Source organism: Rasiella sp. SM2506, assembly GCF_050859505.1.
Lineage (GTDB): Bacteria > Bacteroidota > Bacteroidia > Flavobacteriales > Flavobacteriaceae > Marinirhabdus.
The window spans coordinates 424,464-449,474 of record NZ_CP193934.1 but is presented as its reverse complement, the minus strand read 5'-3'; the positions used below and the strand labels follow the sequence as shown (position 1 = coordinate 449,474).

Sequence of the window (25,011 nt, the reverse complement as noted above, 5' to 3'; positions counted from 1 at the left end):
TTTAAAAGAAAGATTGCATATAAATAAAAATAGTTCTTTATATTTGCCGTCCCTTAACAGGGCGCTAGAAGATCACGCGGATGTGGTGGAACTGGTAGACATGCTAGACTTAGGATCTAGTGCCGCAAGGCGTGCAGGTTCGATTCCTGTCATCCGCACTTTAGTAAAAGAGACTATCTGTAAAAGATGGTCTCTTTTTTTTTATGAGCTACAAGGATGTGAAAAAATTGATATGGTGTTTTGAGTGCAGTCGAAGGGATTCATATCATCCACACCAAAACCCTTTTGAGAAATCGAGAGGTTTGTTATTTAGCTAGTTTTTTTATTTAGTATCTTTGTCAAAATTTAAAATTGTTACATATGGGCTTAGGTGCTTTGGTTGTTGGTACAGCGTTGTTGTGTTTGTTTATTGGAGTTGTTATTGAAATTAAAGAGCGTTTGTAGCTACCTTGAGTTCTTAACTTTCCACGCCATTAATTAATTCTTTAATTTCTTCTTTTTCATCGCTATTCAACTTCGTTTTAGGGGGTGTTACTGCTTTTTTTTTTAGATGAATTTCATAATACATCCCGAAATGGTCGCTACCAAAATTTTGAGTACGCTCCATCACTTTTACAAATAAATCTTTTGTGTGGAACAAATGGTCTAACGGAAACCGCATAAATAAATAATTAGCATGGTAAGTCGAGTAGAATCCGCGTCCAATGCGAGGGTCTATCATGCCAGTCATTTTTTTAAGTAATCGCGTGGTACGACTCCAAACTACGTCGTTCATATCCCCACAGACTACTGCGGGTTTATTTAATTCCCTAATATATTTCCCTGTTGAAATAAGCTCGGCATCGCGTTCTTTGCTAGTTTCATTTTCGGTAGGGCTGGGTGGTGCAGGATGTAGGCATGCGAAAAATATTTTTTCACCATTTTCCAGTTCGTAGTTGAAATATATGGAAGGCACATCGTCTTCTATCTGGAATTGCGACGATATATTTTGTAATTCTTTTTTGGAATACAGATGCATTCCGTAATAATTTTCTAATGGGATTTTTACTGAAAACGGATGCGTTTTATCAAGAGTAGCGAGTCCTTTTTCCCATTCGCCGTTAGATTCCATGGTTAGGATAAGATCGGGATCGTGGGATTTACATTCAGTTAAAAATTTCTCATACTCACTATTGTCCTGTAAAACATTGGCTGCCAGTATAGAAACACAACCGTCACTAGGGAAATTAGGCTTTTTTCTTGGGTGTAATGAGCTGTATTTATAAACTTTATGAAGTTGATATCCTATGCTGAAAAGCAAACCACCAGCCACTATCCATTCAAAGGTTGAAAACTCCCAACCAAATAAAGTAAGTAATGCCAGCAAGAAGATTTCAATAGAAATAGACTGCAGGCGCACAAAATCTGCCGTACGAAAAAACCAATGCGGATTCCCAGTAGCGGGAAAAAAAGCTGAAATCGCAAAGAAAACACATAAAATATAAAGTACAATCATAGCCTAAAAGTACTTTTTTTTAATGGGTATTTCATACGTGTTTACAAACAATTAATAGTTTAAAGCCCTTTCATTGCTTTTGTAAAGCCGTAATTTTGCAGAATAATTTTCACAGAATAAGATCCTACAATGCAATTAAAACCCAACGCAAAATTAGAGCTCACCAAAGATGAAATGAGGACCTACGGATATAGTGTTGTAGACGCTATAGTGGAGCATTTTGACACTCAAGATCAAAAGTTACCCATCGCACAGGCGTCTAGAGCCGAAATGGACCATCTATTTTTGGAAGAAGCCCCAGAAATGCCCAGCGATCCTCAAGGGGTGTTACACTTCGTTCTAAAAAATGTAATGGCACAAAGCCAAATTGTATCGCATCCAAAATCTTTTTCCTTTGTGCCTGGTCCAAGCAACTATATTAGTGCTATGGCAGATACACTGGCTACAGGTTTTAATATATTTTCTGGAGGGTGGGCAGCTTCTCCCGCAGCTGCAGAACTAGAGATAGTTACCGTAGGTTGGTTGCTCAAAATATTCGGGTTTCCGAAGAAAAAAGGAGGAGGAATTTTCACCAGTGGTGGATCTATGGCAAATTTAACTGCAGTTGCCACAGCGAGACGAATAAAATGTGGGGAAGATTTTAGTAAAGCGGTTATTTATCTTTCAGACCAGGCACACTCATCCAATATTAAAGCTATACGAGTGCTAGGTTTTAAAAAAGAACAAATACGTATTATCCCAACTGATGGGGAATTTAAATTTGCGATTAATAAATTAAAAAATGCTATTGCGAAAGACCAACTAGAAGGCTTGCAACCTTTTTGTCTTATTGCGACCGCTGGTACTACAAATACTGGAACCGTAGACCCTCTCACAGAATTGTCGAAAATTTGTAAGGAAGAAAACATTTGGTTTCATATAGATGGTGCTTATGGTGGAGCGGCTATCTTGGCAAAAAACGGAAAGGATTTGCTCAAAGGGATCAGCAAAGCAGATTCGCTCACGGTAGATCCGCATAAATGGTTTTTTCAGCCCTACGAAATGGGATGTCTTTTGGTACGTAACCACAAATGGTTAAAAAGTACCTTTACCGAAAAGCCAGAATATTTACGGGATATTGAAGGAAATGAATCTGAAATAAACTTTTACGACCACGGTATTCAGCTTACACGCCGGTTTAGAGCGCTCAAATTTTATATGAGCATTAAAACTTTCGGTTTAAAAGCATTTCGGAAAGCAATTACCTACAATTGTGAACTTGCCGAAAAAACTGAAAAAATATTACGAAAAAGCAAACAGTGGGAGGTGGTTTCTCCAGCTACTCTGGCAATTATAAATTTTAGATACAACCCAATAGGGATCCAACCAAGTGAAAAAGCAATAGACGCACTCAATCAATATATTTCAGAAAAGGTAGTCAATTCCAGGAAAGCTTTATTGGTAACTACTGTTTTAAATAAGCAAGTAGTCCTTCGTATGTGCCTTATAAACCCGCGCACAACGTTGGAAGATGTAAAAGAAACGTTGGCACTATGCGAACACTTTGCTGAAGAAAAATTAGCTGTTTTATAATACCAGGTGTCTTTGTAGTTAACCTATATAATTTAAGATATGTACTTTTGTAGCCATTTAAATTAACACGTATGAAACATTTTACTATCCTTTTACTCGTCCTTTTTTTAAGTTCTGCTACAGTCATAGCGCAAACATATACAACACCTAATACAGGCGTAGACTGGACCTTGGCGGATATTGCAAATGCAAGCCCATCTACCATATCGATTAGTGGTACTGAATTTACCCTTCAGGAAAATTTGGTTATTGCTGAAAATGATAAATTGCGAATAGATACCGATGCCACAGTTTTAATAGAACAAGCTCTTTTAATTACTGTTTTTGGCGAGTTTGAGGTGACCGCAGATGAAACGATGTTTTTGGCGGCAGATACCAGTTTGCCTTATGAAGGATTTCGGTTTGAAGAATTTTCAGTCATTACTATTCAAAATGCTACGATTAAGAATGGGGGTGGACTAAGAGTGTTAACAGAAGACTTCACTATCAATAATTGTATCATTACTGAAAACGTAGAAGGCGGTATTACTACAGGTGCCGTGATTTCACTGTCAAGAGGCACCCCGCAAATAACTAATAATCAAATAACTTTTAATGAGTTACCCGCCATTAGCTCTGCCGCAAATTCTCAAGTTTCTGCAACTATTTCAGGAAATTATATAGAAGGAAACAATACATTAAATGCGAATAGACCTCAGATTAATTTAGGAACCACGAGCACTACTGAAGATCTTCAAATTATTAATAATATTATTATTGGAGATCCCTTACATACGGAAGCAGGAGGTATCGCAATAGCAAATCTTGTGGGAGGTACTATTAGAGCGGTTATTTCGGGTAACGAAATTAGAGATAATAGATACGGTATCACTATTTTAGGCGGCAATGCAACTGTTGAAATTTCTAATAATGTGATCGAGGACAATAATACGCAAGGGAATCCCAATCTTGGCGGAAGTGGTATAAATGTAAACTCACCTTCAAGTACAATCGAAATAAATGCTTTCTCAAATCAAATTCGAAGAAATTTATGGGGCATCACACTGCAAGATGAAGCTTCAATTAATTTAGGAGATACTGCTAGCAATGTAGGTGCAAATGTGTTTTCTGAAAATGGAAACAATGGTGAAATTTTTGCGCTTTACAACAACACAGCCAACACCATTTCTGCTTTAAACAACTGCTGGATAGAAGGCGTGGATAATACCTTGGTGCTTGCCGAAAGTGTTATTTTTCATCAACAGGATGATCCTACTTTAGGTGAAGTTTTATTTGACCCTGTGAGTTGTAAATTACTGGATGTTACCGAAAACACCCTCGAATCGTTTGCCTTTTACCCTAACCCTACAAAGAATACCTTGAATTTTGCTACAGATTTTTCAATTCAGAGTGTTGAAATATTTTCTACAAATGGCGTTTCTGTTTTTAATGAAACTATCGTAGAAAACCAGAACAAAGTTAGGTTCCACCTATCTTCGGGTATGTATTTTGTTTTATTCACATCTAATGACAATCAGATAGTTAGAAAATTACTAGTTGATTAATTGTTAACTAAATTTATCTCTTGAAAAACGAATATGATATTTTAATATTGGGTGGCGGTGCAGCAGGATTTTTTACTGCCATTAACGCTGCTGAATTAAACCCATCATTTAAAATTGCTATTCTAGAGCGAGGCCAGGAAGTATTGACTAAGGTGAAAATTTCGGGCGGAGGAAGATGTAATGTAACGCACGCCGAATTTATCCCAAAAGAACTTTCCACCAACTACCCCAGAGGAGAAAAAGAATTGTTGGGTCCGTTTCATAGTTTTATGACGGGCGATACCATTGCTTGGTTTGAAGAACGGGGCGTGGCACTAAAAATTGAAGAAGATGGTAGGATGTTCCCAACATCAAACAGTTCACAAACTATTATAGATTGCTTTACTTCGGAAACCGAACGCTTGGAGATTGAAGTGCTCAAAGGCCAATCGGTTAAGGCGATTGTAAAGGAAGAGGAGCATTTTAAAATTGTAACCACTTCCGAAGAATTTGTAACAACGAAACTAGTTGTCGCAACTGGGAGCAATCCGAAAGTCTGGAAACTTCTTTCAACATTAGGGCATACAATTATTCCGCCAGTACCCTCCTTGTTCACATTCAACATAAAAGATGAACGCATTGCCAACTTACCAGGCATCGCTACAAATGTTTCCATTAAAATAGTATTGCCCTCCCCCTTCGGGGGAGCTGGTGGGGGACTAGAGAGCGAAGGGCCTTTGCTGATTACCCATTGGGGAATGAGTGGTCCAGCTATTTTAAAATTATCGGCCTGGGGCGCGCGATTGTTAGAGCCAACTAAGTATCATTTTATTATTAGGGTGAATTGGTTGCAGTACCTTTCGACAGAAGATGTGCTAGAGCAATTACTAGAACTGAAACTTCAAAATCCCAAACAAACTCTTCAAAAATATGCACAATTCGATTTGCCAAAACGCCTATGGCAAAGTTTACTGAAAGCTTCAGGAATTGATGAAACCCAAATTTGGGCAGATATTACAAAAAAGCAATTAACAGCAATTTCCGAAGCGCTCACGCAAAGTACCTTTAACGTAGAAGGGAAGAGCACTTTTAAAGAAGAATTTGTCACTGCGGGAGGTGTAAAACTAAAAGAAGTAAATTTTAAAACTTTTGAAAGTAAACTACACCCCAATCTCTTTTTTGCCGGTGAAGTGTTGAATATAGATGCCATTACGGGCGGTTTTAACTTTCAGAATGCTTGGACAGGTGGTTTTATGGTGGCGAATGCTCTTGTAAAAGATATATAGATTGTATATATTTACTATATAAATTATATGTTATGGCTACTAAGAAAAAATTAATAGAATTAGATATTAAGGCAATAGAAATTCTTGAAAAACAAGCAAAACTAGAAAAACGTTCTCTTAAAAGTTATCTTGAACATATTATAGAAAATTGCGCAAAAGAAATGGCTGAGCCGTCCGAGGAATATAAAATAATGATGGATGATATGCTTGAAAGGCATAAAAACGGCACACTTGAAACTATTCCATATGAAGAAATAAGAAAGAAATATGGGTTTTGAAATCGAATTTTCTCGGGAAGCGGACATAGAATTTAATACAATTGACTGCTATCTTGGTGCTATAGGTTCTAATGTAAAATTTCATAAGGATTTTCATTTGCAAATAACTCGCATCAAAGGAAACCCTCACCAATTTCAAATTAAATATGAAGATATCAGGGTCGTTTTTTTAAAACGTTTCAATTATTCTATTCATTATAGAATTGTAAGGAGCACAATAACAGTACTTAGGATTTTACATCAAAATCAATCTTATTGATATGGAAAAATTCATAGCCCTTCTCCGCGGCATCAATGTTGGCGGACATAAAAAATTTCCAAAGGCAGACCAGTTAAAAATGGCGGAGCAGTTGGGTTTTAAAGAACCTCAATTGTATTTGCATACGGGGAATTGGGTGTTTAGTCCCCCTAACCCCCGAAGGGGGAATAAAAAATTAGGTAGACAAATTTCTGAAGCAATTCATGAAAAATTTGGTTGGGAAGTTCCTGTATTGGTCTTAAAAGCTTCGGAACTGGAACGCATCTTTAAAAATTGTCCCTTTTCCGAAGAAGTGATAGAAAAAAGCTATTTCACTTTATTGGAGGAAAAACCGAAAACGGAAAATAGTAACGTCTTGAAATCCTATTCTTACCCAAATGAAGAATATCATAGTACAGACAGTTGTGTTTATTTATATCCAGCGATGGGCGCAGGCAAAGCAAAAATGAGCAACAATTTTTTTGAGAGCAAACTAAAAGTCACCGCTACTTCCCGAAATTACAATACCATTAAACGCGTTTTAGAAATGGCTTTAGGATAGTCTGTTTTAATATTTTCTTCGGCATTGAGGGCGTATATAATTTCGCTGTATTGTTTTGAAATGCATACAATTCGTTCTTCGTTTTCTTCTTTTTTATCTTCGTTGCTAAACCTTCCGCAGGAGAAAAAAAGAAGTAGTATTGGGATACTTAGGAGTATTTTTTTCATTTTTAAAAGTGTTTTGAAATAGGGGTGTCTAAAAAATTTATTTTTTAGTTTTAGAATAGTCGGGAACTTATTTTAATATGGTGATACTCAACTAACCTTTCGACTGCGCTCAAGGAGACATCGGAACATTTTTTATTTTTTAGACACCCTATTTTCATATTATAAAGTATACTTCAAATTCACGCCACCGTAGAAAACTGTGTCCAAGGGAGCAGGGATGTAGGCGTCGTCTAATTGATTTATAAACAACATATTGTAATACTGAACGCCCGTAATATTTTCGGCACCAGCATATAGATCTATAGTAAACTGACCGAATGTTCTTCGGAAGCCCACTTTTGCATTCAGCAAACTGAAAGATTCAGCAACATTAAGTCCGTCTGACGTAAATGGAACAGGGTCACGATAGCTATAAAGAACGCTTCCGTAAAGACCCGGATTTGTGTTAAAATCTATCCCAGCATTAAAAACCCACGGCGCCACACCAGCAACATCGTTGCCACTATAATCTGCTAAAAAAACTTCACCAGCGTTGTTAACAGATTCATACGAATAATCTTCATACTTAAAATCGGAATAAGTAGCATTTACAAACGGATTTACACTGCTGAAGAACCCGCTGGTAGCTGAATACGCTTCATATTTCAGCAAGGCTTCTACCCCTTTGTTATTGAGTTGCCCACCATTTGCGATAAAGCTGTACGCGGTGGTATTTTGATCCAAAGGCACGGCAACCGAAGTAAATTTATCTTTAAAAGTAGCCTGAAAAAGTGCTAGTTGATAGCTAAGACGGTTGTTTAGTAAATTCCCTTTGCTACCTATTTCAAATTGATTGCCTTCTTCAGGAACAAGTCCTGTGTTGAGCGCTCCGGTGGTTGAAATGATCACATTCCCGCTCACTGGCGCATTGTACGCTTTGCTATACGAGGCATAAACCGATACTTGGTCATTAAAAATTTTGTTGATGGCAACGTGAGGCGACACTAGGTTTTCATAATCTGCCGCGACATATCTAACTTTAACCTTCGCGGGATCGAATATGCGGTTTTCCAGATCCAAGAACATAGAGCTTGTTCCCACACCGGCCGTCACCGAAAAATCATACGGCAACTGCAACACCCACTCTGTAAACAACGAGTATGTTTTGGAACGTGCAAATTGATTGCTTCGGGTTGCGCCAATAATAGTATAACCATCAGGGTCGGCTGGGTTTTCTACCAAACCATATCCTAAAAGATTTGCGCGTTGTTCTTGAAATTCAAAACCTGTAATTCCGCTAAGGCTTATGTCTGAGCTGAGGTCAAAAGAAAGGTCGAACGTGGTGCGGGTACCGTAATTTGAAGGCGCTTTTTCTGTATATCCTCCAGCCGAGCTTGCATTACTGTTTAACCCAGATCCAAAAACGGTAGTGGTGTTAGAAAACCAATTGGTGAAATCGTATTTGTGACTCAAACCCGCTCTAAAACTTACTACTTCGCTGTGCGCATCGTTTTTAATGTAACGGGCATTTCCGCTGTAATCCTGATTTGCATATTGCTCAATGGTCAGCTCACCTGCGCGTTGGTCATAACTATTACTAAAACCGAAATAGGTGCTTATAGACTGTCGCTCACTCGCTTTAAAATTGAATACGGCATTTATAAAATCTTTTGTAGAAGCATTGTGTACAAAAAACCCATCCGATATTTGATGCCCGTAGTTAAGCAATAAGGATGTATTTTCAGTAGCTGTCTGGAATTGGGTAGTAAATCTGGCTAAGCCGTAACTCCCAACAGTTACCTTTTCACTAATAGAAGTTTTCCCTATTTCCGGCTGAATGGTTTTTAAGTTTATCACCCCAGAGATTGCAAATCCGTAGAGAGAACCAGCAGGTCCTTTTATTACATCTACATCTCCAATAGAGCCGAAATCTATGTCGTCTAACAGGGTTACTCCTTCCGCATCGGTAATAGGAATGTTATTGTAATACACTTTATACCCTTGTCCGTCAAAATTGTTGGAGGCGCCTCTAAAGCCAACACCATTTCCATAGCCACGGATGTTAAATTGCTGTCCAGAGGAAACGCCACGGCGTGTTAAGGTTGCTCCAGGAACGTTTGCATTAATAGCATCATCAAGAAACAGCCCTACGCCCCGTTCAATTTCCTGGGAGCCTAATTCAACTTCAGAAACTGGTTTTTTAATCTGTTTTTTGTTATTAACGACTCCAGTTACTTGTACCTCGTCCAGATTGTTAAGGGAAGGAGCTAAAGCAATGTTGAGTGTTTCGTTGCAATTTTTGGTTTTCGCAATATAGGTTTCATAGCCTATGTAGCTTATAGTTAGTATCATGCCGCCATTGCAGGGTACGGTGAACATTCCTTCAGTATTTGAAGAAGCTACGGTAGTGCTATTACTCTCTATTTTTGCACCAGAAAGAGGGGTGTTGTTGGTGGCATCGTAAATTTTCCCGGTGAGCTGCCCATCCTGGCCAAATACAGATGCGCAAAGGAGTATCCCCAAAAGGGATAGATATAATTTTATCATTTTTTAAAGTTTTATAGTGTAACAAATAGGTGTGGGCGCACATACTTGGAGTATGCCGCCGCAAAACATAAAGCGAGTCGCCTTATGGATTAACTATAAAACCTGTTTGGGTGGAGGGCTGGAAACTTCGAGCCATCTTTGGTAGCGAGTTTCCGTATAAAAGAATACGTTTTTTTGATTTTTCTGAAATACAAACGATTCTTCTTTTTGTGGGAGTAGATTTATCCTTGGGAGGAATTTAAAAACCTTTGCTGTGTTGCTTCTACGTTTTTTATGTTGGTTGTTTTTCTGCTGGTCTTTGGTGTATTCTGCAATAAGTTGCTGTTCCTGTGCATCTGAAAGGCAATAATATACCGTAGTATTTTCGTTGATTTTTTCAGCATGAACCACATCATACATCATGTGGTTATAGCGAAATTCTTCGTCGTTTTTCCAATCAAGTTCATGTTGGTTTTGTGGCGATACGGCAATGGTGGTAAGCTCACTATCCGGAACACCTTTTTTGATGCTGTGAACAATTTCTCTTCGCACTTGGTATTGCTGAAGTTTAAAAAGAAGGTAACTTCCTCCAAGATTGAAAGTGAAAATAACAAGTAGAAATATGGCTATAATATGCTTCAACGTTCCAAATGTCATAAAAACACCTTAGTTAAACAAACTTTAAAACTGAATTTTTTTGCGGTTCCTCAAAATCAATACATCCACTCCACGATTGGGAACTATAAATTACCATAACATTACTCTGAAGTATGTAAAGTAGCTTTTTTACTACCCACATCGATTTTACTATCTTTACCACGAAATTTTTTCTTTCATGAGCGCAGACAATTTTATTCCAAAACCATACAGTCATTCTATAGAAAACGGCAGTGTTTCCGTGCAAGCTCCCAGCAATATTGCCTTGGTGAAATATTGGGGAAAGTACGGCGAGCAATTGCCACAGAATGCGTCGGTTAGTTTTACATTGTCCGAATGCAGGACGGAAACGACGCTGCATTTTGAAAAGATTTCAAGGTCTGAAAATTTCAACTTTGAAGTCTATCTCGATGGAAAAAGAGAAGAAAGTTTTGAGCCAAAAATCCAGAAATTCTTTGAACGGGTTGAAAAATATGTTCCCTTTTTAAAGGAATACAAATTTAAAATTGAAACCAAAAACACCTTTCCGCATAGCAGTGGAATAGCCTCCTCCGCTAGTGGAATGAGTGCGTTGGCGGTTTGTTTGGTTCAATTAGAAAATCAGTTACTGGGTGTAAACCTCTCGACTGCGCTCGATGAGACGCGTGAAAGTCAATTAAATAAAGCGTCCTTCCTTGCCCGTCTGGGTTCTGGAAGCGCATCCCGAAGTATTGAGGGGCCTTTAGTAGTTTGGGGAGTTCATCCTGAAATTGAAGGTAGTAGCAATCTTTTCGGTGTGAAATATCCAGATGCTGTTCATGAAAATTTCAGCAACTATCAGGATACTATTTTGCTCGTGGATAAAGGGGAGAAGCAGGTGAGTAGCACCGTGGGGCACGATTTAATGCACGATCATCCCTATTCCGCCGAACGTTTTAAGGAAGCCAATAACAACCTCGCCAAACTGAAAACAATTTTCAAAGAAGGAGATCTTTCAGCATTTATAGAAATCGTGGAAAGCGAAGCCCTGCAATTACATGCCATGATGATGGCCAGCAAGCCGTATTTTATTTTAATGAAGCCCAATACGCTGGAAATTATCAATAACATCTGGGATTTCAGAAGAGAAACTGGAAGTGAGGTGTGCTTTACCTTGGATGCTGGGGCGAACGTGCATGTGCTGTATCCGGTTTCAGAAAAAGAACGCGTACAGAAGTTTATTGTGGAACAGCTAGCTGTTTTTTGCAAAAATGGTGAATATATTCACGATCAATGTGGTTTGGGAGCAAGGCTTATATCCTAAGAAACAGTGCGAAACATACATTTTTTGTATCTTTGCCACAACTAGCTAAAAAATTGTACTTTAGTACTACTTAATCTAAACAATGCGCGGACCCCTTTTCTATTCAAAAATCCTACTTTTTGGTGAGTATGGCATTATTAAAGACTCTAAAGGTCTTTCTATTCCGTATAACTTTTATAACGGTGCGTTGAAGATAGATGAGCACAAAACTATTGCTACCCGCAAAAGTAATGATGCCCTAAAACGTTTTGCCGACTATTTAGAAACTTTACAAGCGGAACAACCTTCATTGGTAACGTTCGATTTGGAAAAACTAAAGATCGATGTTACTGCAGGATTGTATTTTGATTCTAGCATCCCTATGGGGTATGGTGTTGGGAGTAGCGGTGCTTTAGTGGCTGCTATTTACGACCAGTACGCAAACGACAAAATTACAATTCTTGAAAATTTAACGCGTGAGAAATTATTGCAGCTAAAGAAAATATTTGGTGCGATGGAATCTTTTTTCCACGGAAAATCATCTGGCCTGGACCCGCTGAACAGTTATTTAAGTCTTCCTATTTTAATTAATAGCCAGGACAGTATTGAAAGTGCCAATATCCCTTCTCAAACTGCAGATGGTAAAGGCGCTGTTTTCTTGTTAGACAGTGGTCAAATAGGAGAGACTGCTCCCATGGTGAATATTTTTATGGAGAATATGAAGCAGGAAGGGTTTCGGAATATGTTGAAGAATCAATTTGTAAAACACACCGATGCTTGTGTACACGATTTCCTAAAAGGCGATGTAAAATCACTTTTTGGGAATGTAAAGCAACTTTCAAAAGTAGTACTGGATAATTTTAAACCTATGATTCCGCAGGAATTCCATACACTTTGGAAAAAGGGAATTGATACTAACGCGTATTACCTAAAATTGTGTGGTTCTGGCGGCGGCGGTTATATGTTGGGCTTTACCGAAGATATAGACCAGGCGCGTACTGAGCTTAAAAACTACAATCTGGAAGTGGTTTACAACTTCTAAACACCAATTTTCATGCTAAGCCGAAAACAGAAATACTTTTTGTTGAAGTTTTTCAGCCTGTTTTCTATTGTACGAGGCTATAATATCCTGGTGATTGCCCTGGCACAATACCTTACATCTATCTACATTCTAGCACCCAATTTACCCTTACGGGAGGTGTTGCTGGATCCTAACTTATTAATGCTCGTTTTAGCATCTGCCTCGGCGATTGCTAGTGGGTATATTATTAATAGCTTCTACGATTCTGAAAAAGACCTCATTAACCGGCCGCATAAAACCATGCTGGATAAATTGGTGAGCCAGCAAACCAAACTTTCTGGATATTTTGTACTAAATTTTCTTTCCGTAATTTTTGCTAGTTATGTGAGTTTTAGGGCGGTGGTGTTCTTTTCGATTTATATTTTTGGCATTTGGTTCTATTCCCATAAACTGAAGAAATATCCATTTATTGGCAATCTGGTAGCCGCAACTTTGGCGGTTATTCCATTTTTTGCTGTGTTTATATACTATAGCAATTTTGACGTGGTGATATTTGTACACGCAACCTTTTTATTTCTGCTTATTTCTATGCGGGAACTCACCAAAGATCTTGAAAATTTAAAAGGCGACTTGGCACAAAACTATAGAACTATCCCAGTGGTCTATGGCGAAAAGGTTTCCAAACGTATGTTAACCTTATTGAGCCTTGCAACTTTGGTTCCCATTATTCTATTGCTTACCAGATTTGAAATTGGCTATATGTATTTCTTTTTCTTCGGCAGTATTCTCGCTTTGGCTGTGTTTCTTTTGATACTATGGAATTCGGCCAAAAAAATTCATTATATCATCCTTCACAACATCTTAAAACTGATTATCGTGGTAGGTGTTTTCAGCATTGTACTTATTAATGTAGATCTTTTATTGAATCGGATTTTTTGAAGAACTCGAAATTGAAATTCAAAGAGAAGAAATATTTTTGCAATCGGAGTTTACGCATTGTAGCCCAACCTGAAAATAAAACTAACTTTCTTAGCTCTTTCCCCTAGTAGCCAAAGGATTATAAATGAAATAGAAAGATATTTTTGCTACATATAGGGGAAGGTGAATTTGGCTTGAAGTTCTGAAATGGATAGCAAAAATATCATAACCAAATTCGGAAGGAGTAAAAATCCCTAGCTGTTATTTATTTGAAAGATAGAAAACAATTTCCCAAACCGCTCCGGCAACTCACTTTTCACCAGGATTTTTTCTTCCGTAACAGGATGTATAAATTGTAATGAATACGCGTGCAAATACAATCCCTTTCCGTTTAAAATTAAGCCTTCTATTCCATATTCTTTATCTCCCAAAATAGGATGTCCCATACTCGCCAAATGCTTCCGTAACTGATGCCTTCGGCCTGTTTTTGGGTTTAGTTTTACGAGATTGAGAGTGCTAAAACGTTCGGATGAAACGGACTCACAGACTTGAAAACTAGTATGGGAAGCTTTCCCATCTAGTAGCGAAGTGATTTCACCCTGCGTTTCCATCTCGCCAATGGTGACGGCGTAGTATGTTTTAGAAACCCTTTTATCTTTAAACAGTTGGTTGAGCGCTCGTATACTGCTGCTCGTTTTTCCTGCCAATAAAACCCCTGTAGTGGGATAATCCAATCTGTGCGCTGGTTGTGGGGTACAGGCATCTGGAAGCGTACTTTTGGTTAGGTTTTGTGGCAATGCACTGGTGATGGTCTTAAAAGTATTCCCACTTACCATAATCCCTGCAGGTTTATGGAGGATAGCGAGATAGTTGTCTTCAAATAAAACTTGTAATGGGAAGCGAAGTTGTTTGGTAGCTGTTATTTTTTCTGAAATTGTAAACGCAATAACCTCTCCGCCCTGGATATAGGTTGCCGTAGTTGCGATTGTTCCATTCACGGTAATAAGCTCTTTTTTAAGTGCTTTTTTTAGGGCAGATTTGGTAAGACAGCTTTCAAAAATCCCCACGCCGTATTCTTGTAGCCGGATGGGCTTTGATTGCGGTGGGGCGGTATGGATTTGGGTTTTGATTGAGTAGAATATTATGTGGGGGTTATTAGTTATTTATACCAGTTAGCATTAGTTTGCTGCTATTTTGAAAATATCATGATATCGCCTTTCTGATATATGAGAATTTTATTTAGTGTAGAATCGATAATTATATTTTCAATTTGCCCTTGGGATTTATTATTCAAATAATATTTAGGTTGAAAAAATTGCATATAACCACTTACTCCACCTTGCATATAGAAACCTTCGAATTCTTTTTCATCCATCCAGACTACAAATTTCATTTCTTCATTTGTTTTTGTGTTAGAGATTTTAATCTCTTTTTCATCATATATTATATTATATTTTGATTCAGTTTTTTTAATAACATCACCTTTTATTGAAATCATTTGATTTACTTCCATGGTACTAACAATTCTAATCTCACTTTGTCCCATTACTATTGCGGAGAAAAGTAGTGTTACTATCAATATTGATTTTTTCATATTGTGATTTGATAACGATTCGTTATGACTAATTAATTTAACGGGTCTGCATTAAATACGGCGGGTTTTGAGTAGCTGCATCGGCTGAGCGTTGGAAGCGCAGCGTGCAAATCAGCCATCTGTCTCCGACGAGTTTTTCACAAGAGGAAAATACTGGATTCGCCACTACGTAGGTATCCACTGTACTAATTTTTTATAAAGTTAGGGAATTTAATGAAAGACGAATCTGACCCGTTGGATTATATCGTTGTTGGCAATAGTTATTGTTCGTAATCAAAATCAATAAATTTTCCCGATTCAGTGTTTATTAAAAATTTTGGATTGAAGGATTTAGGACCCGCATAATAAAGTTCCCTACCTTTTTCTTTGCCACCTTTTAATTTAAGATTGGCATTGACGTATCCATCAATAATTGATTTCATGTGATAATCATAAGGTTCTAAACATTTTCTATCCTCACTACACAGCAAAATTTTCTTAAGATTGACATCTGTGGTAGTATCAGTAAGATTTTTTATGATAATTGTTGCTTTGTAAAATTTTCCGGGTTTATTTGATGAATCTTCTTTAACATATCTGTACGAACCCAAACCACCATCATTCATCATGCCATTTTGCGCAACATTAATTAGTTTGATAGTATGTGTTTTTTCGATTATTTGATATTCCTCATCTTGGTTTTCAATTAATCTGTTTGTAAAACAAGAGGAGGTGATTATAAGAATTGTAATTAGTAAGAAATGTTTAATTAATTTCATAAATTATAATTATTGACAACTCGTTATATAGTTGATTATCATGGCGATCCCGTAAAGATACTTTAATCAAAAAACTTAAACAACTACAAACATTCAAGATAGGGGTTCATCAAAATATTTTAGATACTCAATTTTATTGGGGAGTTAACTCATGATTCCCTTGGAGCAATGTCCATTGCTTGTCAACTGGTTTATGGGTTTTTGCAAACTCAAGTGGTTCCATCAAGAAGAAGGAATCGTTATACTTAAATTCAAATCTATAGGTTTCCATATTAATAAAACCACTGGACCAGGTAGCATCACACAAATACCACGTACCATCTATTTTTATGACATTCCAAGAATGGTTGGGAATAGCTGTAATTTCAAATTTCAGTAAATCACTTTTGCCATAGCCGTGAATAATCTCGCACTCCAATCCTGCTAAGTTTGCGAGCTCTTTAAGTAGATAGGCATATCCAGTACAAAGAGTCTTTTTTTCTTCCCGTAAAGTTGTAAAGATTGTCTTTTTGTACCGTTTATTCCATTGGTGTAATGCAGACGGATTATTGTTTAGTTTTCTGCGGGTTTGCTCATTAATTTTCATTAAAGTATAATCACCCCTTATGTTGTGTGTTACCCAATAATATAGGGCTCTAAAGCGTTCTGCTTCAGTATCTAACTGTGCGGTTAATCGCAACGCAAGTATGGGTAAATTAAACAATTCTTCACCTTTATACCGTTCTGCAATCTTATCTGCTTTCTGAAAATCGATTTTATTAAAATCACTTTGTTGAGCGTGTAAGAACTGTGTAAAGATGAAGAAGAATAAAATAAAGATAGTTCTCATCGTGGAGACTTTTTATTTATTAGGAGTGCCTGGCGTCTTTTCGGTTCGTAAGGCTCCATAAAGTAACACAGGATTATCTTCCAAAAACGGTTCGATAAACGATGTAACTTGATTGATTGTAATTTCTCGATTTTTGTATCCTAAGTAGCTTACGATTAAGACATCGTTTTCTTTCAGTTGCTTCGGAAATATAAAGGCTCCCGATTCATTTGTAGCTACACCAATTGTGGTTCCTTTTAGGACAATAGTCGCGCCTAATAAAGGACCATCCAGACTAGTCACCACTCCCGTGACGGTTCGTTCTGCGTTTTGAGCATTCATGGGACTGGCAAAAAGGCACAGTGCCATAATAAAAGCTAATACCCATACATTTTTAGACATGTGTTGTTGCATTGAGTTTGAAAGTGTTTTCATAATAGTATTGTTTTTGTTTACCCAAACATAGGAATGCCTGAAATTTATAAAAATGAATAGTGAGTTAACCAAACAGATGAATGAGTGAAGCGGCGATCTTATTGAGGAACGTATGCGTGTAGGTCTTCTCATTTAAAGCAAGCCTCCAGTTTTTACACAAAATTTACTAATAACCAGTTCCCCAAATAACACTAACTTTATCCTATGAACACATCGCACCTTCTTAAAGTCGCACTCGCGCAAATCTCTCCCGTATGGCTGGACAAACAAGCCACGTTGGAAAAAATAGAAATCCAAATCCAGGAAGCCGCAGAAAATAAGGCAGAGCTTATTGTTTTTGGCGAAGGATTGTTGCCTGGTTACCCTTTTTGGTTGGCACTTACGGGCGGCGCGGAGTGGGATACAAAAGTGAATAAAGAACTACACGCGCATTATGTGCGTAATGCCGTGACTTTAGAGAAGGGAGATTTGGATAGCGTTTGCGCTTTGGCAAAAATGCATGAGATAGCAGTGTATTTGGGTTGTATTGAACGTCCGTTGGATCGGGGTGGGCACAGTGTATATGCTTCTTTGGTCTATATTAATGAAAAAGGCGAAATTAAAAGTGTACACCGTAAACTACAACCTACCTACGACGAGCGTTTAACCTGGGCGCCAGGCGACGGGAATGGCTTGCAAGTACATCCATTAAAAGAGTTTACCCTTGGCGGACTTAATTGCTGGGAGAATTGGATGCCCTTGCCCAGAGCAGCTTTGTACGGGCAAGGTGAAAATGTACACATAGCTGTGTGGCCAGGCAGTTTGAATAACACCAAAGACATTACCCGTTTTATCGCCCGGGAGAGCAGGAGTTATGTGCTGTCGGTTTCGGCGTTAATGACAGTGGAGGATTTTCCTAAGGAAACTCCGCACCTCGATAAAATTCTAGAAAAAGCACCTAAAATCTTAGCCAATGGCGGCAGTGGCATCGCAGGTCCCAATGGCGAATGGTTGGTAGAACCCGTTGTAAATAAAGCAGGTAACATATATCACACCCTGGATTTCAACAGAATTTACGAAGAACGCCAAAACTTCGATCCCGCAGGCCATTACTCACGACCAGACGTAACGAAGTTGGTAGTAAATACAGAAAGACAGTCTACGGTTGAAATAAATCACAAAGATTAAAATCTCAAACCCCAAAATTCTCAACAAATTAAGCTAGTACCCTCCCTTCGGGAGGGTCAACTTTTGTTTTTCACAAAAGTTGTGGAGGGACTTCTTCGGGAGGGTCAGCATCTTAAAGCCGATAGGCGCATAAGATGCTGGGGAGGGACTTCTCTGGGGAGGGATTAAATCTTCGTACTTCGTCATTCGTAGCTCGCACATAATACCGTATCTTTGCAAAAAATAACAACACACTAACTTTTAGTGTATTAAAAAGGAAGCCGCTGCATATTGAGCGGAGTCGAAATATGAGCAGACAAGACAACAGCAAGAAAGGTAAGACTTCAGGAAGAGGAAACAATACCAGCAAAGGAAAGAGCAGTGCACGTGGCAATGCGCCTATGAAAGGGGAGAACCGTGCTAAACCTTCAGGTAGAGGGAGTGCTCCTGTGCGACCAGCTACAGACAAGAAAACAACTATATCTAAGAAAAAGGAAGAGACGCTTGCAAAAAAATCTACAGAAAAAGGCGCCAAAACACCTAAGAAAAAAGGGGATGTTCGAGAGGGTATTCGTTTAAATAAATATATTTCCAATAGTGGCGTATGTTCCCGTCGTGAGGCAGATACTTATATTGCAACAGGCTTGGTTACCGTAAATGGTAAAGTAGTAAATGAGATGGGTTACAAAGTGAAATATGAAGATGATGTACGTTTTGATAGTCGCCGTATTAAACCCGAACTAGACACATATATTCTTTTAAATAAACCAAAATCTGTAGCCTCTACTACCAGTGATAGTAAGGGTTTAACGGTAATGGATTTAATAAGTAACGCTACCACAGCAAATGTAAAGCCAGTTGGAAGATTAGGTAGAAACGCAACAGGATTAATTTTATTTACTAATGATGATACATTGGTGAAGAAACTTCATAGCAAAGGGATGGAGCGCTTGTTTCATATAGAATTGGACAAGAATCTAAAAGCTGCGGACATGGATAAAATTAAAGAAGGTATCCTAATTGGTGGTGAAAAAGTATTTGTAGAAGAAATAAGCTATGTTAACAATGCTCCTAAAAAAGAAGTAGGTTTAAAAATTAAAAACATGGGAAATAGTGTCATCCGTACTATTTTCGAACATCTTAACTACAACGTGGTAAAAGTAGATTGTGTAACTATTGCGCACCTTACCAAAAAAGACTTACCAAGAGGCCGTTGGAAGGTTTTAACAAAGCGTGAAGTAGAGTTATTCTCCATGTTATAGCTGAACGCAGAATTAAATTATTAGACGTACTTCTCCTAATTCCTCAATACTGTAAGGGAAATCTTTTCCTGGAGCTCCAATGAACATAAAGTTGGTTGGGATGTTCCATTTTTTAGAAAGCTCTCTTATTTTACTTGGGGTAAAATCTCCTAGTTCTTCAATTAATTCGACTGCAATTTTGGGGTAGGCTCTGTCCAAAACTTCTATATCTGCCACTAATTCTTTATTGAGGTGTTCTTCTCTATGTAAGATGCTTACAATTTTAAGCTTTTTGGTAGGTTCATTTTCCATTATATACTGCATTACCTTGTTAAGCATTTCTACATCATGATGGTAGGTGAAAAATACAAATTGCTGGTTGTTTAGTTTTTCTAATCTGAGGAGAGAGTTTCTGTAAATCCAATAGGTTAGCTTGTTATTTTCTGGAAATAGTTTTTTTGTAAGCTGCATTAAAATTTTAATAATGTGCGTGCGATACAACATAAAGAATACGACCATTAACGTAGGTGCCAGATACTTCAGGAAAATTGAAAAATAAGTAGGATTTAATAGGATGTTCCCTGCTATAGCAGCTAGTACGGCGGCTATAGCTACTACTAATGCTATCCAAGAAGAACGTTCGGGGCGCGGTAGTCTTGATCTTTTTAGTTTTAGCAAAATGTTTCCTACACCAAATAATACCATAACCGATAAAAATGCAATGGTATATACGCCAGCCAGTTTTTTAAGATCTCCCCAGGTAATCATTAATATGGAAACACAAAGTATAAAAAACAGTACATAAATTAAATACGAAGTATTCCGCGAACTTTTCTTTACTAATGGTTTTGGTAAAATCCTATCCAATGTCATGCGTTCCATAAGTCCGCCAACGCCAATAAAACTAGTAAGTACAGCGCCGCTTAGTACTAAAGCAGCATCCACTCCTATCAAGATGGATAACCAATTCCCAGCCGATGTTTCCCCCATAAAAGACAAGAGCGCTTCCTGATTTGCGGTAACTGTGGGAATAGGAATAATCGCCAAGGCCAGAAAAGCAATAAGCGGATTAAAAACACTCACCACAATCCACATATTCCGAAGGGTTTTTGGAAACACTCCCTTTTTCTGTTCTTCCACATAATTGGCCGAACTTTCAAAACCGCTTATGCCTAACATCGCGGCGCTAAAACCAAAAAACAACGCCATAGTAATACTGCCTTCTACGGGTGTTTCAAAATTTGAAATAAGCACATCAAAACCATTGTTGAAAAAATAAAAGATACAGAAGCCACAAAGTATGGTGAGCGAAACCAAATGAAAGATAAAGATGCCAATTGCCACTTTAGAAGATTCGCCAATGCCCATTATGGTTAGGCACATAAAAACCAATAATAGGATTACTGTAGCTGGAATAACCGGGATAACTTCAAAGAAAACAGCTATATAGTGTATTGCTTCACTTGCCGAAATTACCGCAGTTGCCATATAAGACAAAACGGTTAAGGCTGCTGCTGTGGCTGCCGTAGATTTCTTGGTGGTATTTAATAAAGCGTTGTAGGCTCCGCCGTTTAAAGGCAATGCGCCAACAACTTCACCATATATTTTTCTAAATAAAAACAGCACGCCAGCGACAATCAATAATGAAATCCAGGCATATTGCCCTGCATATCCAATAGCCAACGCCGAAACATATAGACAAGAAGAGCTTATATCGTTACCGCAAATTGCAGTTGCTTCTAATTGGTTAAGTTTTTTGGCCACTTTGTAGTGTTTACACTGTAAATTTAAGTGAGAAAAGGTTTTAAAGCAGCAATATTTTGTTAAACAAAAAATTAAAATTTGAAGCTAAAATTTATCAGAAATAAAATATTCACTTCAAAAAATAAATTACATTTGCTCTGTTTTTAGCTGAACAATTTGAATCCAGTTTATATGTTTGGGCTTTTGGGGATTAGGAAGTCATACTCAAAAGAATTCCGCAAGGCGGAACACCGAAATTTAAAGCTAGCTTCCGTTACCCCTAAGATAGAAGGTCCGGTTATTAAAACCAAGGGCATCGCATCCCGTTTGGCCTATTGGCTCAACCCCATCCGTGTATAGTTTTTAGCGTTAAATTATTGTTATTCTGCATCTTTACTGTGGAAACGCTATTGCTATTCTCTATTTTTATACCTTCAAAAAAAACAAAATGAATACTAAGTATATAGATCTTATAGATCAGACCTATCATTTCCCGCAAGCAGAATTTAATTTAAAGGAAGATACCCTCACCTTTCATGATATCGATTTAATGTCTTTAGTGGAAGAATACGGAGCACCGTTGAAGTTTACTTACTTGCCAAAAATTTCAGATAACATCCAGCGCGCTAAGAAATGGTTTGCTGAAGCTATTGAAAAAAACAACTATAAAGGAACCTACAATTATTGCTATTGTACAAAAAGTTCTCATTTCAAACACGTTTTGAATGAAGCGTTAAAGAATGATATTCATATAGAAACCTCTTCGGCATTCGATATTAATATTGTTGAAAAGCTTAAAGCCGAAGGAAAAATTACCAATCAAACCTATGTGGTGTGTAATGGTTTTAAACGTGATCAATATATTCAGAACATAGCGCGGCTTATTAATAATGGCCAAGAGAATTGTATCCCAGTGATCGATAATTATGAAGAAATTTCGTTGCTTTCAGAAGAAATTAACGGCGACTTTAAAGTAGGAATTCGTATTGCGAGTGAAGAGGAGCCAAAATTTGAATTCTACACTTCAAGATTAGGAATAGGCTACAAAAATATCATTCCCTTTTACGAAGAACAAATTAAAAATAATGACAAGGTAGAGCTTAAAATGCTTCACTTTTTTATCAATACAGGTATTCGTGATAACGCCTATTACTGGAACGAATTGGTAAAATGTTTAAAAGTGTATACAAGACTAAAGAAGATTTGTCCTAGTCTAGATAGCTTAAACATTGGTGGCGGATTCCCCATTAAAAATTCTATGGCATTTGAATATGATTATGAGTATATGATTGATGAAATCATTAACCAAATAAACATTACCTGTGCCGAAGCTGAGGTGCCAGTACCTAATATTTTTACAGAGTTTGGGAGTTTTACGGTAGGTGAAAGTGGTGGAGCCATTTATGAGATTCTGTACCAGAAGCAACAGAACGATCGTGAAAAATGGAACATGATTAATTCATCTTTTATTACAACACTTCCAGATACGTGGGCTATTAGCAAACGATTTATCATGATGGCCATTAACCGTTGGAATGATGAGTACGAGCGAGTGTTGTTAGGAGGTCTCACCTGCGATAGTGACGATTATTATAACAGTGAGCAACATACAAACGCTATTTATTTGCCGAAGTATAAAAAAGAAAAGCCTTTGTATATCGGATTTTTTAATACAGGAGCGTATCAAGAATCTATTGGGGGCTTTGGTGGCTTGCAACACTGCTTAATCCCAAGTCCTAAACACGTTTTAATAGATAAAGATGAGCATGGAAACATTACACACAAACTCTTTTCAGCACAACAAACCAGTGAACAACTTCTGGGTATCTTAGGCTACGAAAATGTTCCTGTTGAAGAAAAAAAACAAACACAGCAACCAGAATTATCAAATAAATAATCAGTAAAATGAACACCAAAACATACGCAGGCATTCCACAAGAATATGCCGCCTTGGAAACTTCAAAAATAGTTTTAATTCCTGTGCCCTATGACGGCACAAGTACATTTCAAAAAGGAGCAGATAAAGGGCCAGAGGCTTTTTTACACGCTTCAGAAAATATGGAACTGTACGATATTGAAACTCAGACTGAAGTCTATAAACAAGGTATTCACTTAACCGAACCTATTACTGAAAACAGCTCTCCAGAGGCTGTAGTGGCTGAGGTGCACAAGCAAACAAAGGAATTAATCCTGCGTAATAAATTCGTGACCGTTTTTGGCGGGGAACATAGTATTTCTATAGGAACCATCCGTGCTTTTAACGAGTGTTTTGACGACCTAACGGTGTTGCATATAGATGCCCACGCCGATTTACGTAAAGAATATGAGGGTTCCAAATGTAACCACGCTTGTGCGGTATATGAAGCGAGCCAAACTACCAATTTAATTCAGGTTGGAATTCGTAGTATGGATGTAGCCGAAACAACGGTGCTAGACGAGGATAAAACGTGGTTTGCGCATGATATGGCGCAAGATGAATACTGGATGGATAACGTGATTGATGCCCTAGGAGACAATGTATTTATCACTTTCGATTTGGACGCATTAGATCCTTCCATTATGCCTTCTACGGGAACTCCAGAGCCAGGTGGATTGTTTTGGTACGAAACGTTGGATTTCCTAAAGCAAGTATTTGAAGCAAAAAATGTAGTTGGTTTTGATATCGTTGAATTAATGCCAAGAGCAGAAGATAAGTCTTCAGATTTTTTAGCAGCTAAATTGTATTATAAGATGCTAACCTACAAATTTTCAGGCCAGGATACTGCCGTTGAATTTGAAAGTAATTTTTCAGATAAAAGCACGATTTCAAAATTTAAAGACACAGATAATGACAAATAAAGGAGCGATTACAAAATTCATTGAAAAGTACTATTTACACTTTAACGCAGCTGCTTTGGTGGATGCCGCAAAAGGGTATGAAGACCAGTTAAACAGTGGTGCTAAAATGCTGGTTTCTTTGGCAGGTGCAATGAGTACTGCAGAATTGGGGAAGATTTTTGCTGAAATGATTCGTCAGGATAAAGTGCATATCATTTCGTGTACGGGCGCCAACCTGGAAGAAGATATTATGAATCTGGTTGCACACAGTCATTACAAACGGGTGCCTAACTACCGTGATTTAACAGCTCAAGACGAGTGGGATTTGCTAGAAAAAGGTTTAAACCGTGTGACCGATACGTGTATTCCTGAAGAAGAGGCCTTCCGAAGAATTCAGGAACATATTGTGAAAATATGGATGGATGCTGAAGCCAATGGCGAGCGCTATCTTCCACACGAATATATGTACAAATTATTATTGAGTGGAGTTCTGGAAGAGTATTACGAGATAGATTTAAAAGATTCGTGGATGTACGCTGCAGCCGAAAAAAACCTCCCAATTGTTTGCCCAGGCTGGGAAGACAGTACTATGGGGAATATTTTTGCTAGTTATGTTTTAAAAGGTGAATTGAAAGCCACTACAATGAAAAGTGGAATAGAATATATGACGTTTCTGGCAGACTGGTATACCGATAATTCAAAAAAAGGAATTGGTTTCTTTCAAATAGGAGGTGGAATTGCAGGAGATTTCCCTATTTGCGTAGTGCCCATGCTCTATCAAGATATGGAACGTACAGATACACCGTTTTGGAGTTATTTTTGCCAGATTAGCGATTCAACCACAAGTTATGGAAGTTATTCAGGGGCTGTTCCTAATGAAAAAATTACCTGGGGTAAACTAGATATTAACACACCAAAATTTATTATTGAAAGTGATGCTACCATTGTAGCACCCTTAATATTCGCCTATTTATTAGGTATGTAAG

The 25,011-nt window shown here is 37.8% G+C and carries 24 protein-coding genes and 1 tRNA gene; 15 read left to right on the top strand and 10 right to left on the bottom strand.

Annotation, left to right across the window (positions count from 1 at the left end; all coding sequences use genetic code 11):
- Positions 1-76: 76 nt before the first annotated feature.
- Positions 77-158, top strand: a tRNA-Leu gene (locus tag ACQ2HF_RS02145).
- A 299-nt stretch (positions 159-457) separates the two neighbouring features.
- Here the strand turns inward: ACQ2HF_RS02145 and ACQ2HF_RS02140 are convergent.
- Positions 458-1,495, bottom strand: coding sequence for an endonuclease/exonuclease/phosphatase family protein (locus ACQ2HF_RS02140; RefSeq protein ID WP_432411871.1), 1,038 nt, complete (start codon positions 1,493-1,495; stop codon positions 458-460).
- Positions 1,496-1,624: 129 nt separating this feature from the next.
- Between ACQ2HF_RS02140 and ACQ2HF_RS02135 the strand changes: the two genes are divergently transcribed.
- From ACQ2HF_RS02135 to ACQ2HF_RS02110, 6 genes are all read left to right on the top strand, one after another.
- Positions 1,625-3,067, top strand: a complete 1,443-nt coding sequence (locus ACQ2HF_RS02135; RefSeq protein WP_432411870.1) for a pyridoxal phosphate-dependent decarboxylase family protein — start codon at positions 1,625-1,627, stop codon at positions 3,065-3,067.
- Between the two features lie 71 nt (positions 3,068-3,138).
- Positions 3,139-4,611, top strand: a complete 1,473-nt coding sequence (locus ACQ2HF_RS02130; protein WP_432411869.1) for a T9SS type A sorting domain-containing protein — start codon at positions 3,139-3,141, stop codon at positions 4,609-4,611.
- 20 nt (positions 4,612-4,631) lie between these two features.
- Positions 4,632-5,876, top strand: coding sequence for an NAD(P)/FAD-dependent oxidoreductase (locus ACQ2HF_RS02125; protein WP_432411868.1), 1,245 nt, complete (start codon positions 4,632-4,634; stop codon positions 5,874-5,876).
- 32 nt (positions 5,877-5,908) lie between these two features.
- The gene (locus ACQ2HF_RS02120; RefSeq protein ID WP_432411867.1) at positions 5,909-6,154 is read left to right on the top strand and encodes a hypothetical protein; all 246 of its coding nucleotides are present in this window, start codon (positions 5,909-5,911) and stop codon (positions 6,152-6,154) included.
- A complete protein-coding gene (locus tag ACQ2HF_RS02115; protein WP_432411866.1) occupies positions 6,144-6,413 on the top strand; it encodes a type II toxin-antitoxin system RelE/ParE family toxin in 270 nt (89 codons plus the stop codon). Before ACQ2HF_RS02120 ends, ACQ2HF_RS02115 begins: the two co-directional genes overlap by 11 nt.
- 1 nt (position 6,414) lies before the next feature.
- Positions 6,415-6,954, top strand: a complete 540-nt coding sequence (locus tag ACQ2HF_RS02110; RefSeq protein ID WP_432411865.1) for a DUF1697 domain-containing protein — start codon at positions 6,415-6,417, stop codon at positions 6,952-6,954.
- On the opposite strand, the gene ACQ2HF_RS02105 is transcribed toward ACQ2HF_RS02110, so the two are convergent.
- The 3 genes from ACQ2HF_RS02105 to ACQ2HF_RS02095 all read right to left on the bottom strand — a co-directional run bounded on the left by ACQ2HF_RS02105 (position 6,912) and on the right by ACQ2HF_RS02095 (position 10,283).
- Complete coding sequence (locus ACQ2HF_RS02105; RefSeq protein ID WP_432411864.1) at positions 6,912-7,121, bottom strand: hypothetical protein; 210 nt, start codon at positions 7,119-7,121, stop codon at positions 6,912-6,914. The genes ACQ2HF_RS02110 and ACQ2HF_RS02105 overlap by 43 nt on opposite strands.
- A 159-nt stretch (positions 7,122-7,280) precedes the next feature.
- A complete protein-coding gene (locus tag ACQ2HF_RS02100) occupies positions 7,281-9,647 on the bottom strand; it encodes a TonB-dependent receptor (protein WP_432411863.1) in 2,367 nt (788 codons plus the stop codon).
- A gap of 93 nt (positions 9,648-9,740) precedes the next feature.
- Entirely contained in the window at positions 9,741-10,283 is a 543-nt protein-coding gene (locus tag ACQ2HF_RS02095; RefSeq protein ID WP_432411862.1) for a hypothetical protein, read from the bottom strand.
- 178 nt (positions 10,284-10,461) lie between these two features.
- Here ACQ2HF_RS02095 and ACQ2HF_RS02090 point away from each other — a divergent pair, with 178 nt between their 5' ends.
- From ACQ2HF_RS02090 to ACQ2HF_RS02080, 3 genes are all read left to right on the top strand, one after another.
- Entirely contained in the window at positions 10,462-11,565 is a 1,104-nt protein-coding gene (locus tag ACQ2HF_RS02090; protein WP_432411861.1) for a diphosphomevalonate/mevalonate 3,5-bisphosphate decarboxylase family protein, read from the top strand.
- An 82-nt stretch (positions 11,566-11,647) separates the two neighbouring features.
- Entirely contained in the window at positions 11,648-12,586 is a 939-nt protein-coding gene (locus tag ACQ2HF_RS02085; RefSeq protein WP_432411860.1) for a mevalonate kinase family protein, read from the top strand.
- A 12-nt stretch (positions 12,587-12,598) separates the two neighbouring features.
- Positions 12,599-13,504 (top strand): geranylgeranylglycerol-phosphate geranylgeranyltransferase, encoded by a 906-nt coding sequence (locus tag ACQ2HF_RS02080; RefSeq protein WP_432411859.1) that lies wholly within the window; start codon positions 12,599-12,601, stop codon positions 13,502-13,504.
- 233 nt (positions 13,505-13,737) lie between these two features.
- Here the strand turns inward: ACQ2HF_RS02080 and ACQ2HF_RS02075 are convergent, their stop codons facing one another.
- From ACQ2HF_RS02075 to ACQ2HF_RS02055, 5 genes are all read right to left on the bottom strand, one after another.
- Positions 13,738-14,550 (bottom strand): RluA family pseudouridine synthase, encoded by an 813-nt coding sequence (locus ACQ2HF_RS02075; protein WP_432411858.1) that lies wholly within the window; start codon positions 14,548-14,550, stop codon positions 13,738-13,740.
- Positions 14,551-14,672: 122 nt separating this feature from the next.
- A complete protein-coding gene (locus ACQ2HF_RS02070) occupies positions 14,673-15,077 on the bottom strand; it encodes a hypothetical protein (RefSeq protein WP_432411857.1) in 405 nt (134 codons plus the stop codon).
- Between the two features lie 260 nt (positions 15,078-15,337).
- Entirely contained in the window at positions 15,338-15,835 is a 498-nt protein-coding gene (locus ACQ2HF_RS02065; RefSeq protein ID WP_432411856.1) for a hypothetical protein, read from the bottom strand.
- Positions 15,836-15,968: 133 nt separating this feature from the next.
- Positions 15,969-16,664, bottom strand: a complete 696-nt coding sequence (locus tag ACQ2HF_RS02060; protein ID WP_432411855.1) for a transglutaminase domain-containing protein — start codon at positions 16,662-16,664, stop codon at positions 15,969-15,971.
- A gap of 12 nt (positions 16,665-16,676) precedes the next feature.
- On the bottom strand, positions 16,677-17,078 hold the full coding sequence (locus tag ACQ2HF_RS02055; protein WP_432411854.1) for a carboxypeptidase-like regulatory domain-containing protein: 402 nt from the start codon (positions 17,076-17,078) through the stop codon (positions 16,677-16,679).
- A 204-nt stretch (positions 17,079-17,282) separates the two neighbouring features.
- Here ACQ2HF_RS02055 and ACQ2HF_RS02050 point away from each other — a divergent pair, with 204 nt between their 5' ends.
- Both ACQ2HF_RS02050 and ACQ2HF_RS02045 read left to right on the top strand, forming a co-directional pair.
- Entirely contained in the window at positions 17,283-18,245 is a 963-nt protein-coding gene (locus ACQ2HF_RS02050; protein WP_432411853.1) for a carbon-nitrogen hydrolase family protein, read from the top strand.
- A gap of 287 nt (positions 18,246-18,532) precedes the next feature.
- A complete protein-coding gene (locus ACQ2HF_RS02045; RefSeq protein ID WP_432411852.1) occupies positions 18,533-19,486 on the top strand; it encodes a pseudouridine synthase in 954 nt (317 codons plus the stop codon).
- Between the two features lie 12 nt (positions 19,487-19,498).
- Here ACQ2HF_RS02045 and ACQ2HF_RS02040 read toward each other — a convergent pair whose 3' ends face one another.
- Positions 19,499-21,229, bottom strand: a complete 1,731-nt coding sequence (locus ACQ2HF_RS02040) for an APC family permease (RefSeq protein WP_432411851.1) — start codon at positions 21,227-21,229, stop codon at positions 19,499-19,501.
- Between the two features lie 427 nt (positions 21,230-21,656).
- On the opposite strand from ACQ2HF_RS02040, the gene ACQ2HF_RS02035 reads away from it, so the two are divergent.
- The 3 genes from ACQ2HF_RS02035 to ACQ2HF_RS02025 are packed head-to-tail and all read left to right on the top strand — an operon-like array spanning position 21,657 to position 25,010.
- Positions 21,657-23,105 carry an arginine decarboxylase gene (locus ACQ2HF_RS02035; protein WP_432411850.1) on the top strand — a complete coding sequence of 483 codons (1,449 nt, stop codon included), beginning with the start codon at positions 21,657-21,659 and terminating at the stop codon, positions 23,103-23,105.
- A gap of 8 nt (positions 23,106-23,113) precedes the next feature.
- Entirely contained in the window at positions 23,114-24,046 is a 933-nt protein-coding gene (speB, locus tag ACQ2HF_RS02030) for an agmatinase (protein ID WP_432411849.1), read from the top strand.
- Positions 24,036-25,010: a deoxyhypusine synthase family protein gene (locus tag ACQ2HF_RS02025; protein ID WP_432411848.1), complete on the top strand. Its 975-nt coding sequence runs from the start codon at positions 24,036-24,038 to the stop codon at positions 25,008-25,010. The genes speB and ACQ2HF_RS02025 overlap by 11 nt, the downstream gene beginning before the upstream one ends.
- Position 25,011: the final 1 nt, after the last annotated feature.